Source organism: Pseudomonas sp. FME51, assembly GCF_014897305.1.
On record NZ_JABUYN010000008.1, the window covers coordinates 170,904 to 187,071 of the forward strand.

General features: G+C 60.3%; 11 protein-coding genes. 7 read left to right on the top strand and 4 right to left on the bottom strand.

Annotated elements, in window-relative coordinates; translation table 11 throughout:
* Window positions 1-15 precede the first annotated feature (15 nt).
* Window positions 16-1,476, bottom strand: a complete 1,461-nt coding sequence (locus INT39_RS15185; protein ID WP_193074835.1) for an SLC13 family permease — start codon at window positions 1,474-1,476, stop codon at window positions 16-18.
* 254 nt (window positions 1,477-1,730) lie between these two features.
* Here INT39_RS15185 and smc point away from each other — a divergent pair, with 254 nt between their 5' ends.
* Together smc and zipA are read left to right on the top strand one after the other, a co-directional pair.
* The gene (smc, locus tag INT39_RS15190) at window positions 1,731-5,234 is read left to right on the top strand and encodes a chromosome segregation protein SMC (RefSeq protein WP_193074836.1); all 3,504 of its coding nucleotides are present in this window, start codon (window positions 1,731-1,733) and stop codon (window positions 5,232-5,234) included.
* 130 nt (window positions 5,235-5,364) lie between these two features.
* Window positions 5,365-6,228 carry a cell division protein ZipA gene (zipA, locus tag INT39_RS15195; protein ID WP_193074837.1) on the top strand — a complete coding sequence of 288 codons (864 nt, stop codon included), beginning with the start codon at window positions 5,365-5,367 and terminating at the stop codon, window positions 6,226-6,228.
* A 393-nt stretch (window positions 6,229-6,621) separates the two neighbouring features.
* On the opposite strand, the gene INT39_RS15200 is transcribed toward zipA, so the two are convergent.
* From INT39_RS15200 to ubiG, 3 genes are read right to left on the bottom strand one after another with little or no spacing between them, the layout of a single operon-like run.
* Window positions 6,622-7,365, bottom strand: a complete 744-nt coding sequence (locus INT39_RS15200; protein WP_193074838.1) for a YciK family oxidoreductase — start codon at window positions 7,363-7,365, stop codon at window positions 6,622-6,624.
* Window positions 7,358-8,038, bottom strand: coding sequence for an HAD-IA family hydrolase (locus tag INT39_RS15205; protein WP_193074839.1), 681 nt, complete (start codon window positions 8,036-8,038; stop codon window positions 7,358-7,360). Before INT39_RS15205 ends, INT39_RS15200 begins: the two co-directional genes overlap by 8 nt.
* Window positions 8,039-8,040: 2 nt before the next feature.
* On the bottom strand, window positions 8,041-8,742 hold the full coding sequence (gene ubiG / locus INT39_RS15210; protein WP_226944816.1) for a bifunctional 2-polyprenyl-6-hydroxyphenol methylase/3-demethylubiquinol 3-O-methyltransferase UbiG: 702 nt from the start codon (window positions 8,740-8,742) through the stop codon (window positions 8,041-8,043).
* A 154-nt stretch (window positions 8,743-8,896) separates the two neighbouring features.
* Between ubiG and INT39_RS15215 the strand changes: the two genes are divergently transcribed.
* The 5 genes from INT39_RS15215 (at window position 8,897) to hisC (ending at window position 16,157) form a co-directional block, all read left to right on the top strand.
* Window positions 8,897-9,934, top strand: a complete 1,038-nt coding sequence (locus tag INT39_RS15215; protein ID WP_193074841.1) for a s-methyl-5-thioribose-1-phosphate isomerase — start codon at window positions 8,897-8,899, stop codon at window positions 9,932-9,934.
* Between the two features lie 177 nt (window positions 9,935-10,111).
* Entirely contained in the window at window positions 10,112-12,757 is a 2,646-nt protein-coding gene (gene gyrA, locus INT39_RS15220) for a DNA gyrase subunit A (RefSeq protein ID WP_193074842.1), read from the top strand.
* 7 nt (window positions 12,758-12,764) lie between these two features.
* Window positions 12,765-13,850, top strand: coding sequence for a 3-phosphoserine/phosphohydroxythreonine transaminase (gene serC, locus INT39_RS15225; protein WP_193074905.1), 1,086 nt, complete (start codon window positions 12,765-12,767; stop codon window positions 13,848-13,850).
* A gap of 6 nt (window positions 13,851-13,856) precedes the next feature.
* Window positions 13,857-14,954 (top strand): prephenate dehydratase, encoded by a 1,098-nt coding sequence (pheA, locus tag INT39_RS15230; protein WP_193074843.1) that lies wholly within the window; start codon window positions 13,857-13,859, stop codon window positions 14,952-14,954.
* Between the two features lie 90 nt (window positions 14,955-15,044).
* Window positions 15,045-16,157 (top strand): histidinol-phosphate transaminase, encoded by a 1,113-nt coding sequence (gene hisC / locus INT39_RS15235; RefSeq protein WP_193074844.1) that lies wholly within the window; start codon window positions 15,045-15,047, stop codon window positions 16,155-16,157.
* The last annotated feature ends 11 nt before the right edge of the window (window positions 16,158-16,168 follow it).

The following is a 16,168-nucleotide window of genomic DNA, read 5'->3' on the forward strand; positions in this document are numbered from 1 at the left end:
CAGATCGCTGTCGGATCAGATCCCGAATACCCAGAACATCAGGTAGTAGGCCAGCAGTCCGGCGATGACCACGCCAGCGAGGTTCAGTTTGAACCCGGCGGTGATCATGTCGGTGATCTTCATGTGGCCGGTACCGAATACGATGGCATTCGGTGGTGTGGCCACCGGCATCATGAAGGCGCAGCTGGCTGCCACGGCGGCCGGTACGGCGTACAGGATAGGTGACACATCCTGAGCCATGGCCAGAGCACCCATCAACGGCAGGAAGGCCGCTGCTGTGGCTGTGTTACTGGTGATCTCGGTGAGGAAGATGATCACCGCAGTAATGATCAGCACAATGGCCAGGGTCGGCAACATGCCTACCACGGACATGGATTCTGCGATCCACACGGCCAGGCCGGAGGAGGTGATCACGGATGCCAGAGTCAGACCACCACCAAACAGCAGCAACACACCCCAGGGCATTTTCGAGGCGGTTTCCCAGTCCATCAGGTTACCCTTCTCGCGGCTCACTGGAATCATGAACATGATAACGGCCGATGCAATGGCAATGATGGTGTCGTTCAGCCAGGGGAAGAGCGACTTGGATAGCAGGGGCTGGAAGATCCAAGCGGCAGCGGTAATCACGAAGACGATACTTACCAGCTTCTCACCTTTGGCCATTGGTCCCAGATCATGGAGTTGCTTTTGCAGGAGTTCGCGGCTGTTGTTTTCCGCTTTCAGACCGAAGTCCTTGCGTGCCAGCATAAACCACACCACCGCCAGCATTGATATCGAGATCGGCACACCAAGTAGCATCCATTGGCCGAACCCAATATGGATGTCATGGTTTTCGGCCAGATAGCCTACCAGCAAGGCGTTAGGTGGGGTGCCGATGATGGTACCGATGCCGCCAAGGCTCGCCGCATAGGCAATGGCCAGCAACAGGGCGGTGGCATACTTGCGTACGGCAATGGGGTTGTCGTTCTCGAACATGCTGACCACCGAGAGGCCAATTGGCAGCATCATGATGGTGGTGGCCGTATTGCTCACCCACATACTGAGAAAGGCGGTGGCAATCATGAAGCCACCGATCTGATGGCTGGGTTTGCTGCCGACAGCCAGTAGCGTAGCCAGTGCGATACGTTTGTGCAGGTTCCAGCGTTGCATCGCCAAGCCCAGCACGAAACCACCCATGAACAGGAAAATGATCGGGTTGGCGTAGGGGGCAGTTGCCTGACCGACGCTACCCAGCCCCAGTGCAGGGATCAGTACGATCGGCACCAGCGAGGTAGCCGGAATCGGTAGCGCTTCAGTAGACCACCAGGCTGCCAGCAGCAGCATGATGCCGGTGGCCTTCCAGGCGGCGTCACTCATGCCGCCAGGTGCAGGCAGCAGGATGGTCATGGCCAGCAGGCCAAGGCCAATGATCAGGCCAATGATACGACTGGTGGACCAGCCATTTGACGGTGATGTGGAGGGTGTCGTAGCAGACATTCAGTTATCCAGTCTCGAATTTATCTTTGTTCATATTTGCAGCAGCAAAGCTGTCTCGCCGCCAACCAAGAGTAAAGCCTATTGCATACCTGCTAACCAGAATAGCCTGTCAACCAGGCATGAACCTCAATGCTTGGCCGCAGGGGCTTCTATTCAGGGAGTATTACAGGTAAAAAGGGACGTTTTTCTATTGTGTTAATATCCGCCGATTGGCTGCCAGACACTTACCGAACGGCAAGGAATGACATTTCTCAATGCGACTCAAGTGCATCAAGCTGGCGGGTTTCAAGTCCTTCGTGGATCCTACCACAGTTTTCTTCCCGACCAATATGGGCGCGGTTGTCGGGCCAAACGGCTGCGGCAAATCGAACATCATCGATGCGGTGCGCTGGGTGATGGGCGAAAGCTCGGCAAAGAACCTGCGTGGCGAGTCGATGACCGATGTCATCTTCAATGGCTCGAATACTCGCAAGCCAGTGGGGCAGGCATCTATCGAGCTGATTTTCGATAACAGCGATGGCACCCTGCAGGGTGAGTATGCCGGTTACAACGAGATATCCATCCGCCGCAAGGTGACCCGTGAAGCACAAAATCAATACTATCTCAATGGGACCAAATGCCGGCGTCGGGATATCACCGAACTCTTCCTTGGCACCGGCCTCGGTCCGCGCAGTTATTCGATAATCGAACAGGGTATGATCTCCAAGCTGATCGAGGCCAAGCCCGATGAGCTGCGGCTGTTCATCGAGGAAGCGGCGGGCATCTCCAAATACAAGGAACGTCGTCGGGAAACCGAAAACCGCATCCGCCGCACCCATGAGAACCTCGAGCGTCTGACCGATCTGCGCGATGAGTTGGAGCGGCAGTTGGGGCACCTGCATCGTCAGGCTCAGGCAGCCGAGAAATACAAAACCTTCAAGACCGAGGAGCGTCTGCTCAAGGCGCAGTTGCAGGCGTTGCGCTGGCAGACGCTGGATGCAAAGACCGCCGAGCGTGAGCACCAGGTACGCAGCCTGGAGGTGGCGCTCGAGGCTATCATTGCCGAGCAACGCAACGCCGACAGCGAAATCGAGAAGCAGCGCGACCAGCACGGCGACCTGAACGAAGGCTTCAATCAGGTACAGGCGCGGTATTACAGTATCGGCGCGGACATCAGCCGTATCGAACAGGTTCTTCAGTTCAGCCGTGACCGCCAACGCCAGGTACTGGATGATCTGGAGCAGACCGAGCAGGCCTGGCAGGAGGCGCAGAGCCATCTGACTCAGGATCAGGCGCTGCTCGCCGATCTGCGCGACGAGCTGGCTCGCACCGAGCCGGAGCTGGAGCTGGCCGGAGCTGCCGATGAGGACACCGCTGGCCGGATGCAGGAAGCCGAAGCGGCGATGCAGGAGTGGCAGACCCGTTGGGATGAGTTCAACCAGCGTGCTTCCGCGCCGCGCCAGCAGGCGGAAGTCGAGCAGTCGCGCATCCGGCATCTGGAACAGAGTGTAGGGCGCTTTGGTGAGCGCATTCAGCGGCTTGAGGAAGAGCGCCTGGGGCTGTCTGTGGGCTCGCTGGATGATGAGCTCGATGAGTTGAATGAACAGTTGGTTGAGCTGGACATACGCGGCGAGACTGATCAGTTGGCGCTGGATGATCTGACCGAGAACCTGCGACAGGAGCGGGAGACACTGGGTGCTTTGACTCAGGAGCTGGATATTCGTCGGGGTGAATACCAGCGTCAGGGTGGCCGCTTGGCCTCCCTTGAGGCGCTGCAACAGGCGGCGCTGGACCAGGGGGCAGGGGTGCAGCAATGGCTGCAGGCGCAAGGGGTGGATAGTGCTGACGTGCTGGCCGGGCAGATGCGTGTCGAGCCCGGCTGGGAGCGCGCTGTGGAGGCGGTGCTGGCCGATGATCTGCAGGCTGTATGTCTGGGCTCACTGGATGAGCAGGCCGCGGCGCTGGACAGTTTACAGCAAGGCACGCTGCGTCTCATTGATACCTCCACGACCACAGCGGTCGCAGCGCCTGCCGGGGGGTGCCTGCTGGCCAAGGTCGACTCTCCGTTGGATCTCGGCGCTTGGCTGGGCAACATCCGCATCGCGGAAAACCTGCAGCAGGCGCTGACCATGCGCGGATCCCTGGCCAGCCACGAATCCGTGGTGACCCCTGCCGGGCACTGGTTGGGTCCGAACTGGCTGCGATTCCAATGTGGTGATGATCAAGGGGCCGGAGTGCTGGCCCGGCAGCAGGAAATGCAGGATCTGCATGCCACCCTCGAACAGCAGCAGGCGCGACTTGACGCCGATGAGCAATGTATTTTCGAGCTGCGCGAGCACACTCGGCAGCTGGAGCTGCAACGTGACTCCCTGCAGCAGCGCTTGGCCCAGCTGGGGCGTGAGCAGGGCGAACTCAAGGCCCAGCGCTCGGCGCGGCAGGTGCGTCTGGAGCAGGTCACTGCCCGGCGTGAGCGTATTGTGGCCGATCTGCAGGATATTCAGGCGCAGCGTGCCGATGAGATCGAACAGCTTGGCGAAGCCCGGATGACGCTGCAGGAAGCGCTCGATAGCATGGCCGATGACAGTGCTCGTCGTGACGCCTTGCAGCAGCGGCGTGAGCAGGTTCGCGAACAGCTTGAACAGGCACGTCAGCAGTCACGCGAGCAGCATGACCGGGCACATCAGCTGGCGCTGCGTGCACAATCACTGCAGGCGCAGCTCGATTCTACGCGGCAGGGGTTGGAGCGATTACAGGTTCAGGTCGAGCGTCTGGCAGAACGCCGCGAGCAGCTGCAGATGTCGCTGGAAGAGGCTCAGGGACCGGAGGAAGATCAGCGTATCGAGCTGGAGTCTCTGCTTGAGCGTCGTCTCCAGGCTGAGCAGGATCTGGGCATGGCGCGTCAGGCGCTGGAGCAGGTCGATCAGCAGATGCGCGAGCAGGAGCGGCGACGTCAGCAGGCAGAGCAGCAGGCACAGGCGCTGCGCAGTCAGCTTGATGAGCAGCGCCTGCTGGCCCGTGATATGCAAACGCGGCGTCAGGGGTTGCAGGAGCAACTGCTGGAGGCCGGTTACGATCTGCAGGGCGTCATTGCCACGCTACCTGAGGGCGCCAGTGAAGCCGAATGGGAGCAGCAGTTGGCGCGGTTGGACACGCAGATCCAGCGGCTCGGTGCGATCAACCTCGCGGCGATCGAAGAGTACGAGCAGCAGTCCGAGCGCAAGCGTTATCTGGATGCACAAGATGCCGACCTTGTGGAAGCGCTGGATACACTTGAGCAGGTGATCCGCAAGATCGACAAGGAAACCCGTAGCCGCTTCAAGGAAACCTTCGACAAGGTCAACGCGGGTTTGCAGAATCTGTTCCCGAAAGTATTCGGCGGTGGCAGCGCCTGGCTGGAACTGACCGGTGATGATCTGTTGGATACGGGCGTGACCATCATGGCGCGCCCACCGGGCAAGAAGAACAGCACTATTCATCTGTTGTCCGGTGGCGAAAAGGCGTTGACGGCTATCGCGCTGGTGTTTTCGATCTTCCAGCTGAATCCCGCGCCTTTCTGTATGCTCGACGAGGTCGATGCGCCCTTGGATGATGCGAACGTAGGACGTTACGCGCGGATGGTGAAAGAGATGTCGAGTCGGGTGCAATTCATTTACATTACGCACAACAAGATCGCCATGGAAATGGCTGATCAGCTGATGGGTGTAACTATGCATGAACCAGGATGCTCTCGGCTTGTCACAGTCAATGTTGAAGAAGCGGTGGCGCTCGCAGAAGTATAGATTCGGCCGCTGCACAATATTGCGCGAGCATGTTACTGTCTCGCATAAGTTCGGGGTGTGGAGTTAAAACGCCATGTTCCAAGAGCCTCACAAGTTCTTCATTGGTATGGCATAACGGGAACTGCTATTCATGGATTTTGGTTTGCGAGAGTGGCTGATTGTCATCGGCCTTTTGTTTATTGCGGGAATTCTTTTCGATGGTTGGCGGCGCATGGGCGGTCGTTCGCGTATCCGTTTCAAGCTTGAGCGTGATTTCAAGGGGGGGGCGCAAGACGTTGCCAATGACGAGTTGCTGGGGCCACCCCGCATCATTGCGCGCGGCGAGCGGGAAGAACCTTCTTTTGGCGATGACTTCTCGGATGATCCAGAGCTCGAGGAGTTGGAGCCTGTCAGGCCGCCCGAGCAGGCAGGTTTGGATCTGGATGTGCCGCCTGCGCCTAAACCAGCGCCCGTCCAACGGTCGGCCTCTGATGTCCGGAGCACGCCTGAGCCGGTCGAGCCGGTGTTGCAAGCCACCGAAACAACCGAGAGGGTTCAGCCATCGGCGCCTGAGCCGAAGCCGGTGGAAGAGGTGTTGGTTATTCTCGTGGTTGCCCGCGGCGAGGCAGGCTTCCCCGGTGGCGCGATGATGCAGAGCATCATGGAGAGCGGTCTGCGTCATGGTGACATGAGTATCTATCATCGCCACGAAAGCATGACCGGGAATGGTGATGTGCTGTTTTCCATGGCCAATGCACTGAACCCCGGCACCTTTGACCCTGAGGAGCTGGAGCATAGTCATGTCCGTGCTGTGAGTTTCTTCATGGGGCTGCCCGGTCCGCGGCACCCGAAACAGGCGCTGGACCTGATGATTGCCTCGGCGCGCAAGTTGGCGCAGGAGTTGGGGGGGGATCTGAAGGACGAAAACCGCAGCGTACTGACCGCCCAGACCATCGAGCACTACCGTCAGCGCATCGCTGAATTCGAACGCAAACGCCTCGGTCATCGCCGCTGAGCTGACCCGACGGCGACCCCATACCTGCGCCATGGACGCTCCAGCGTCCGGGCTGGCAGTCCGCAGGGTGGTGGGATGGGACGCAGAGCGTCCCGGCAGGCATTCCCACGCGGAGCGTGGGGACGATCGGGAGTGGAGTGCGGTATCCGAGAGCGCTCACACTTTGTGCCGGGAGCGTGTGGAGTGGATGCTCCAACCGACCAGCCACCAGAACGCCCAGCGCCCAGCGCCACAACCAGACCCAAAACCCGCCCAAACCGATGGTTCCCACGCTCCAGCGTGGGAACCGCGCCGTGGACGCTCCTGCGTCCGAGCTGGCAGTGTGCAGGGCGGTGGGATGGGACGCAGAGCGTCCCGGCAGGCGTTCCCACGCGGAGCGTGGGGGCGGGTGTGTCAGCCGCGGGCGTCCAGTGCCTGGCCGTTGACCTGCTTACTGTCCGGGCCGAGCAGATACAGGAATACCGGCATGATATCCGCCGGCTCAGGGTTCTTCTCTGGCTCTTCTGCGGGGTAGGCCGCTTTGCGCATGGCTGTGCGGGTGGCGCCGGGGTTGACGCTGTTGACGCGGATCTCGCTGGTGCCGTCCTGCTCGTCGGCCATTACCTGCATCAATCCTTCGACGGCGAATTTGGTCACCGCATAGGGTCCCCAATAGGCACGTGCCTTGCGGCCGACACTGGAGGAGACGAAGATCACCGATGCGTCGGGCGCGGCGCGCAGCAGGGGAAACATGGCCTTGCTCAGGAAGAAGGGCGCGTTGACGTTGACCTGCATGAGCTCCAGCCAGGCTTCACTCTTGACGTTGTCGATCAGCGTGCGCGGACCAAGCTGGGCGGCGTTGTGCACCAGTCCGTCGAGCTTACCGAAGGTGTCGAACAGCTGGTCCGCCAGATCGTTGTAGTCCTTCTCCACGGCGGTTTCCAGATTCAGCGGGCAGATAGCTGGCTGTGGGTGGCCGGCGGCCTCGATCTCGTCGTATACGGCTTCCAGTTTGCTCAGGGTGCGGCCGAGCAGTACCACAGTGGCACCATGGGCGGCGCAGCTCAGCGCACAGGCTCGGCCGATGCCGTCCCCGGCTCCGGTTACCAGAATCACTCGTCCCTGCAGCAGGTCGGCGGGGGCGCGGTAGTCAAACATGGGGAAACTCCTTGGTCCGTTGCTGCTCCAGCCAGGGGCGCAGGGCAGCGGCATTCTCGATACTGTAACTGGCATTCCACAATTGCGGATCATCGCCCGCCGGCAGATAGCCGTAAAGGGCGGCCACGGTGCGCATGCCGGCAGCCTGTCCGGCCTGGATGTCGCGCAGGTGGTCGCCGACGAAGACGCTGCGAACAGGATCGACACCCATGTCCGCGCAGGCCTTGAGCAGTGGCTCCGGATGCGGTTTGCCATGCTGAACCTGATCCGGGCAGACCAGGCTGCCGCAGCGTTCGGCCAGGCCGGTGGCTACCAGTAAGGGGATGCTGAAACGGCTCATCTTGTTGGTCACCACGCCCCAGGGCAATCCCTCGGCATCCAGCCAGTCCAGCAGTTCGGGGACGCCTGGGAAGAGGCGCGTATGCACCGCCAGCTGATGTTGATAGCGATCCAGGAAGTCGTCGCGCAACTCGGCGAACTCGGGATGTTCGGGTGTGATGGAGAACGCTGCGCAGAGCATGCCGGCGGAGCCATCGGACACCGTCGAGCGAATCAGGTGCAGCGGCGAATCAGGCAGGCCGCGCTCCTCACGCATGGTCTGGATGATGGCGAGAAAATCGTCTGCCGTATCCAGCAGAGTGCCGTCCAGATCGAAGAGTACGCTGTCGAGCATCCTCAGACTCCGCGCTGGCAGTGGATCATGTAGTTCACGTCCACATCTTTGGCCAGCTTGTAATGGCGCAACAGCGGGTTGTAGGTCATGCCGATGATGTCCTGCATATCCAGCCCGGCTTCGCGCGACCAGGCGCCAAGCTCGGCGGGTCGAATGAATTTGGCATATTCATGGGTGCCGCGTGGCAGCATGCGCAGCACGTACTCGGCGCCGACGATGGCGAAGGCGAAGGCTTTGGGGTTGCGGTTGATGGTCGAGAAAAACACGTGGCCACCGGGCTTCACCAGCGTGGCGCAGGCGCGGATCACTGATGCAGGGTCGGGTACGTGTTCGAGCATTTCCATGCAGGTCACCACATCGAAGCGGCCGGCATGCAGTTCGGCCATTTCTTCAGCGGTGCACTGCTGGTACTCCACCTCAACACCGGATTCCAGCTGGTGCAGCCGGGCGACGGCCAGCGGCGCTTCGCCCATATCGATACCGGTGACGCGAGCGCCACGCTGGGCCATCGCTTCCGACAGAATGCCGCCGCCGCAACCGACGTCCAGCACTTCCTTTCCGGCCAGCGCTGCTTTCTCGTCAATCCAGTTGGTGCGCAGCGGGTTGATCTCATGCAGCGGTTTGAATTCGCTTTCGCGATCCCACCAGCGGCTGGCCAGGGCTTCGAATTTGGCGACTTCCGCCCGGTCGACATTAAGCGTCATCATGATCCCCTTGTTGAATCTGCCTTGCCCATGTCTGGGTCCTGGCATCTGTGTCATGAGCGGCAGTATACCTTCTGTTTTGACCCTTGCAGCGACATTTGATCACGCCGTGAAGTCGTCCGGGTATAATGGCGTTTTCGTGTTGGAGTCGTTCATGCAGTTTCAACCCCAAGCCGCCGACCTGAGCGGTGTTCAGGCCATGGAGTGGTGCGGCAGCAGTCTGCGTCTTCTTGATCAGCGGCGTTTGCCTGGCGAAAGTGTCTGGGTCGAGTGCCAGGACGCGGCGCAGGTCGCCGACGCTATCCGCGACGGTGTCGTGCAGGGTGCGGCAGCGATCGGAATCGCCGCTGCCTATGGTATTGCCCTTGCTGCCAGACGCATTGGCCAGGCGCAGGACTGGGCGGCGGCACTGGAGGCTGATTTTGCGCTGCTGAGTGCCACTCGGCCTTCGGCAGCCAGTCTCGCCTGGGCGCTGCGCATGTTGCGCGAGCGGTTGCGTCGTCCTGTTGGGTCTGCTGCGGATGTACCCGGGTTGCTGGCGCAGGCGGCCATTTCGATACATATCAGTGATCGCGAAGCCAATCTTGCCATGGGCAAGCTGGGTATGCAGGTCATTCGCCGGCATGGTCGTCAGCCACAGAATATGCTGACCTTGGGGAATGCTGGCGCCCTTGCAGGGGGCGGCTACGGCAGTGCATTGGGTGTTATTCGCGCCGCCCATGCTGCCGGCCTGGTTGCCGAACTGTATGCCTGTGAAACCCGTCCGGGGCAAGCTGGCCAGCGGACCCTGTGGGAACTGACGCAGGATCAATTGCCCGTTACGCTGCATGTTGATGGCGCCGCCGGACATCTGATGAAGTCGGAGAATGTGAGCTGGGTGGTGGTGGGGGCTGAATACATTGCCGCCAACGGCGACGTGGTCAGCGCCATTGGTACCTACGCGCTGGCGATACTGGCGATGCATCACGGTCTGCGGTTCATGGTGGTGGCGCCGAGCTCCAGTGTTGATCTGGCACTGGAAACTGCCGATGAGGTTGATCTCGGTGTGCCGTTACCGGGGCAGGGCGGGCAGCAGTTGTTTGATGTGACACCGGCGGACCTGATCGATGTGATCGTCACCGAGAAGGGAGTCGTTGAGCGTCCCGATCAGCCTCGGCTGGCAGAACTGCTCAGTCACCGTCGACTGCACTGAGATTTGCCGCCGATGTTTGTGCAGGGAAGTGTGATCAGGATCTGTTCTTCAACTCCCGCGGAATCCTGCGATGTGGTATCATTCCGGGCTTTGATCCGGCCCCTAAACCGGGGCCCGTTCCGCGTTGCGTACGCATTGGCGCCGTCAGGTTGCCGACAATAAAAGGAATGCCGTTTCATGGGTGAGCTGGCCAGAGAAATTCTTCCAGTCAATATCGAAGATGAGCTGAAGCAATCGTACCTTGACTACGCCATGAGCGTGATCGTCGGGCGGGCATTGCCTGATGTGCGTGACGGCCTCAAGCCGGTGCACCGTCGCGTATTGTTTGCGATGAGCGAGCTCAACAACGACTGGAACAAACCGTATAAGAAGTCCGCCCGTGTGGTCGGTGACGTTATCGGTAAATACCACCCGCATGGTGATTCCGCGGTATACGACACCATCGTACGTATGGCGCAGCCGTTCTCGCTCCGTTATCTGCTGGTTGATGGTCAGGGCAACTTCGGTTCGGTCGATGGTGACAGCGCCGCGGCAATGCGTTACACCGAGATCCGCATGACCAAGCTGGCCCATGAGCTGCTGGCTGACCTGGACAAGGAAACGGTCGACTGGGTGCCCAACTACGATGGCACCGAGCAGATTCCCGATGTGTTGCCGACCCGGGTGCCGAACCTGCTGGTCAACGGCTCCAGTGGTATTGCCGTGGGCATGGCCACCAACATTCCGCCGCATAACCTGACGGAAGTCATCAATGGTTGTCTGGCGCTGATTGAAAACCCGGATATGACCATCGAAGATCTGATGGAACACATTCCGGGCCCGGATTTCCCCACCGCCGGCATCATCAATGGCCGCGCCGGTATCGTCGAAGCCTACAAGACCGGTCGTGGCCGCATCTATGTGCGCGCGCGCTGCACCATCGAAGACATCGACAAGGTCGGTGGTCGTCAGCAAATTCTCATTCACGAGCTGCCTTACCAGGTGAACAAGGCGCGGCTGATCGAGAAGATTGCCGAGCTGGTCAAGGAGAAGAAGCTCGAAGGCATTTCCGAGCTGCGCGATGAGTCCGACAAGGACGGTATGCGCGTGGTCATCGAGTTGCGCCGCGGCGAAGTAGCCGAGGTGATCCTCAACAATCTCTATTCCCAGACCCAGATGCAGAACGTGTTCGGCATCAACGTGGTAGGTCTGCTCGATGGTCGTCCGCGCATCCTCAACCTTCGGGAACTGCTGGATGCCTTCATCCGCCACCGCCGCGAGGTGGTCACCCGTCGGACCGTGTACGAGCTGCGCAAGGCGCGCGAGCGTGGACACATTCTGGAAGGTCAGGCGGTTGCGCTGTCCAACATCGATCCGGTCATTGCCCTGATCAAGGCCTCGCCATCCCCGGCCGAAGCCCGTGAACGCCTGCTGGCCGAAGCCTGGGAGCCGGGCACGGTCAACGAAATGGTCGAGCGTGCCGGGGCAGACAGCTGCCGTCCGGACGAGCTGCCCGAGCAATATGGTCTGCACGACGGTAAGTACTATCTGTCACCAGAGCAGGCTCAGGCCATTCTGGATCTGCGTCTGCATCGCCTGACCGGCCTCGAGCACGAGAAGCTGCTGTCTGAGTATCAGGAAATCCTGACCCAGATCGGCGAGCTGCTGCGGATTCTGAACAGCGAACAGCGACTGATGGAAGTCATCGTCGAGGAGCTGGAGCACATCAGAACCAATTTCGGCGACGCGCGGCGTTCCGAGATTGTCGCTTCGCGTATGGATCTGAGCATTGCCGACCTGATTACCGAAGAAGACCGCGTGGTGACTATTTCCCATGGTGGTTATGCGAAGAGTCAGCCGCTGGCTGATTACAACGCCCAGCGTCGCGGCGGTCGTGGCAAGGCGGCCACCGGCGTCAAGGATGAGGATTACGTATCGCATCTGCTGGTCGCCAACAGCCATACCACGCTCATGCTGTTTTCCAGCAAGGGCAAGGTCTATTGGCTGAAGACCTATGAAATCCCTGAAGCCTCGCGCACCGCGCGTGGCCGGCCGCTGGTCAACCTGTTGCCGCTGGATGAGGGTGAGTACATCACCACCATGCTGCCGATCGAGGAATACACCGAAGGCTGGTTCATCTTCATGGCCACTGCCAAGGGTACCGTTAAGAAAACGCCGCTGCCGCAGTTCAGTCGTCAGCGCAGTGTGGGTCTGATCGCTCTGGATCTGGACGAGGGCGATACGCTGATCAGCGCCGCTCTGACCGACGGCAGCAAGCAGGTCATGCTGTTCTCCGACGGTGGCAAGGTTACCCGCTTCAACGAAGCCGACGTGCGCGCCATGGGCCGTACCGCCCGCGGTGTTCGCGGCATGCGTTTGGCCGAAGGGCAGGATCTGGTGTCGATGATCATTGCCGAGGAGGGTACCCAGATCCTCACGGCTTCCCAGCACGGTTACGGCAAACGCACCCCGGTCGAGGATTTCCCGCAGTACAAGCGCGGTGGCCAGGGTGTGATCGCCATGGTCACCAGCGAGCGTAATGGCCCGCTGGTCGGCGCCGTGCAGGTGGTTGATGGCGAGGAGATCATGTTGATTTCCGACCAGGGCACCCTGGTGCGTACCCGTGTTGCGGAGGTATCCAGTCTGTCCCGCAATACCCAGGGCGTAACCCTGATCAAGCTCGGCAACGGTGAGAAGCTGGTCGGCCTGGAGCGGGTGCAGGAGCCCGACGAGGACGATCAAGACCTCGATCTGGACGAAGAAGATACGGCAGCCGATGTGGCTGGCGAGACCGATTCCGGAGCAGCTGACGACAGCGCCGGTACCACTGACGATCACGAGTGAGGCCAAGGTGAGCGAGCGACTGTTCAATTTCTGTGCCGGCCCGGCAGCGTTGCCCGAGGCTGTATTGGAAACCGCCAAGAGCGAGTTGACGGACTGGCAGGGCAAAGGCCTGTCGGTCATGGAAATGAGTCACCGTAGTGACGAGTTTGTCGGTATCGCCGAGCAGGCCGAACAGGACCTGCGTGAGCTGCTGAATGTTCCTTCGGACTACAAGGTGTTGTTCCTGCAGGGCGGCGCCAGCCAGCAGTTCGCTCAGATTCCGCTGAATCTGCTGGGCGAAGATGGCAGTGCCGATTACATCGATACTGGCATCTGGTCGCGCAAGGCCATCGAAGAAGCCTCCCGTTACGGCCACATCAATGTGGCTGCCTCGGCCGAGGCCTACGATTATTTCGCCATCCCAGGGCAGAACGAATGGACCTTGTCCGCTGATGCGGCCTATGTTCACTACACGCCGAATGAAACCATCGGTGGTGTGGAATTCAACTGGATTCCCGAGGTGGGCGACACGCCGCTGGTGGCGGACGTGTCCTCGACCATCCTCTCGCGTACGCTGGATGTGTCCCGGTTCGGCCTGCTCTACGCCGGCGCGCAGAAGAATATCGGTCCCAGCGGTCTGACCGTGGTCATCGTTCGCGAAGACCTGTTGGGTAAGGCACACAGCCGCTGCCCGACCATGCTCGACTACAGCGTCGCGGCAAAGAATGCTTCCATGTACAACACGCCACCGACCTTTGCCTGGTATCTGTCGGGTCTGGTCTTCAAGTGGCTCAAGGCCCAGGGTGGTCTTGACGTCATGGAGCGCATCAACGACGCCAAACAGCGCAAGCTGTACGCGGCGATTGATGCCAGCGAGTTGTACAGCAACCCGATCAACGTCGCCGATCGTTCGTGGATGAACGTCCCGTTCCGTCTGGCTGATGATCGTCTGGACAAGCCGTTCCTGGCGGGGGCCGAGGAGCATGGTTTGCTCAACCTCAAGGGTCACCGCTCGGTGGGTGGCATGCGTGCCTCCATCTATAACGCGGTGCCGGAATCGGCAGTGGATGCGCTGGTGGCCTATATGGCCGAATTCGAGAAACAGCACGGTTGAACAATCATGTCAGATGAAGCGCAACTCAAAGCTCTGCGTAACCGGATCGACTCGATGGACGAGAAGATCCTGGAGCTGATCAGCGAGCGCGCCCGCTGCGCCCAGACGGTGGCCGAGGTCAAGCAGAAGACGTTGGCCGAAGGCGAAAAGCCGGTTTTCTACCGGCCCGAACGGGAAGCCTGGGTGCTCAAGCACATCATGGAGCTGAACAAGGGGCCGCTGGATAACGAAGAGGTGGCGCGACTGTTCCGCGAGATCATGTCTGCCTGCCTGGCGTTGGAAGAGCCCCTGCGGGTGGCCTATCTGGGCCCGGAAGGTACTTTCACTCAAGCGGCAGCGTTGAAGCATTTCGGTCACTCGGTGGTCAGTGTGCCGATGGCGGCGATCGATGAGATCTTCCGTGAAGTGGCAGCTGGCGCGGTGCACTTCGGTGTGGTCCCGGTGGAGAACTCCACCGAGGGTGCGATCAACCATACTCTCGACAGCTTCCTCGAACACGACCTGGCTATCTGTGGCGAGGTGGAGTTGCGTATTCACCACCATCTGCTGGTGGGCGAGAACACCCGTACCGACAAGATTTCCCGGGTCTATTCCCATGCGCAGTCATTGGCGCAGTGTCGCAAGTGGCTGGATGCGCATTATCCGAACGTCGAGCGGGTCGCTGTGGCCAGCAACGCCGAGGCGGCGCGTCGGGTCAAGGGTGAATGGAATTCGGCAGCGATCGCCGGGGATATCGCCGGCGAGCTCTATGGCCTCACCTGTATCGCCGAGAAAATCGAGGACCGCCCGGATAACTCCACGCGTTTCCTGATGATCGGTAATCAGGAAGTGCCGCCGACCGGCGATGACAAGACCTCGATCATTGTCTCAATGAACAACCGTCCGGGGGTATTGCATCACCTGCTGCAGCCATTCCACGAGAACGGTATCGACCTGACCCGTATTGAAACCCGCCCTTCACGCAGCGGTAAGTGGACCTACGTGTTCTTCATCGATTTCTTCGGTCATCAGCACGACCCGTTGATCAAGGATGCACTGGAAAAGATTCGCGAGGAATCGGTGGCGCTGAAGATATTGGGTTCTTACCCGAAAGCGGTTCTTTAACTGTAGCGACAGGCTGCAAGCGGCAAGCTGCAAGCGGTTCGGCAGATGGGTGTTGCTTGTAGCTTGTGGCTCGAAGCTTGAGGCTTTGTCATGAGTTGCGATTTTCTGAGCCTGGCGCTGCCGGGTGTGCAAAAACTGTCCCCTTATGTTCCCGGCAAACCGGTGGAAGAGCTGGCCCGGGAGTTCGGCCTTGATCCGAATGAAATCATCAAGCTGGCCAGCAATGAAAACCCCCTCGGTCCAGCACCCATGGCGCTCAAGGCCATTCAGGCAGCCCTGCCGGAACTGACCCGCTATCCCGATGGCAATGGCTTCACCCTGAAGCAGGCGCTGTCCCGGCACTTCGGTTTCGATCTGTCGATGATCACGCTGGGCAACGGCTCCAATGACATTCTCGAACTGCTGGCGCGCGCCTTTGTCCTGCCTGAGCACGAGGTCGTATTCAGCCAGCATGCCTTTGCCGTCTATCCCATCGTCACCCAGGCGGTGGGCGCCACGGCGGTGGAAGTGCCTGCGCGGGAGTGGGGGCATGATCTGGAGGCGATGGCTGCGGCCATTACCCCGGCCACTCGGTTGCTGTTCATCGCCAACCCGAACAACCCGACCGGTACCTGGATCGAGCGCGCCGAGTTCGAAGCCTTCATGCAGCGCGTGCCGGAGCAGGCGCTGGTGGTACTGGACGAGGCCTATACCGAGTACGTGGATGCCAAAGACGCGCTCAACGGATTCGACTTTGTGGGGCGTTACCCCAATCTGATCGTGTCACGCACCTTCTCCAAGGCCTATGGCCTGGCAGCACTGCGGGTCGGCTATTGCATCAGCCATCCGCAGGTAGCTGATGTGCTCAACCGTGTGCGTCAGCCATTCAACGTCAACAGTCTGGCGCTGGCGGCGGCAGTGGCCAGTTTGCAGGACAACGCCTATCTGGCGGAAAGCCGACGCGCCAACCGCGAAGGTATGCTGCAGTTGGAGCAGGGTTTCCGTGCGCTGGGTCTGAGCTGGATCGCCTCCCGCGGCAACTTCGTTGCGGTGGATCTGGGTCGTGAAGCGGCACCGGTATACCAGGGTTTGCTGCGCGAAGGTGTGATTGTGCGTCCGGTGGCGGGGTACGGTATGCCCAATCATCTGCGCATTTCCATCGGTCTGCCCCAGGAGAACAAGCGCTTCCTCGACGCGCTGGCACGGGTCCTGACCGGTGAATAGAGATGTAACCA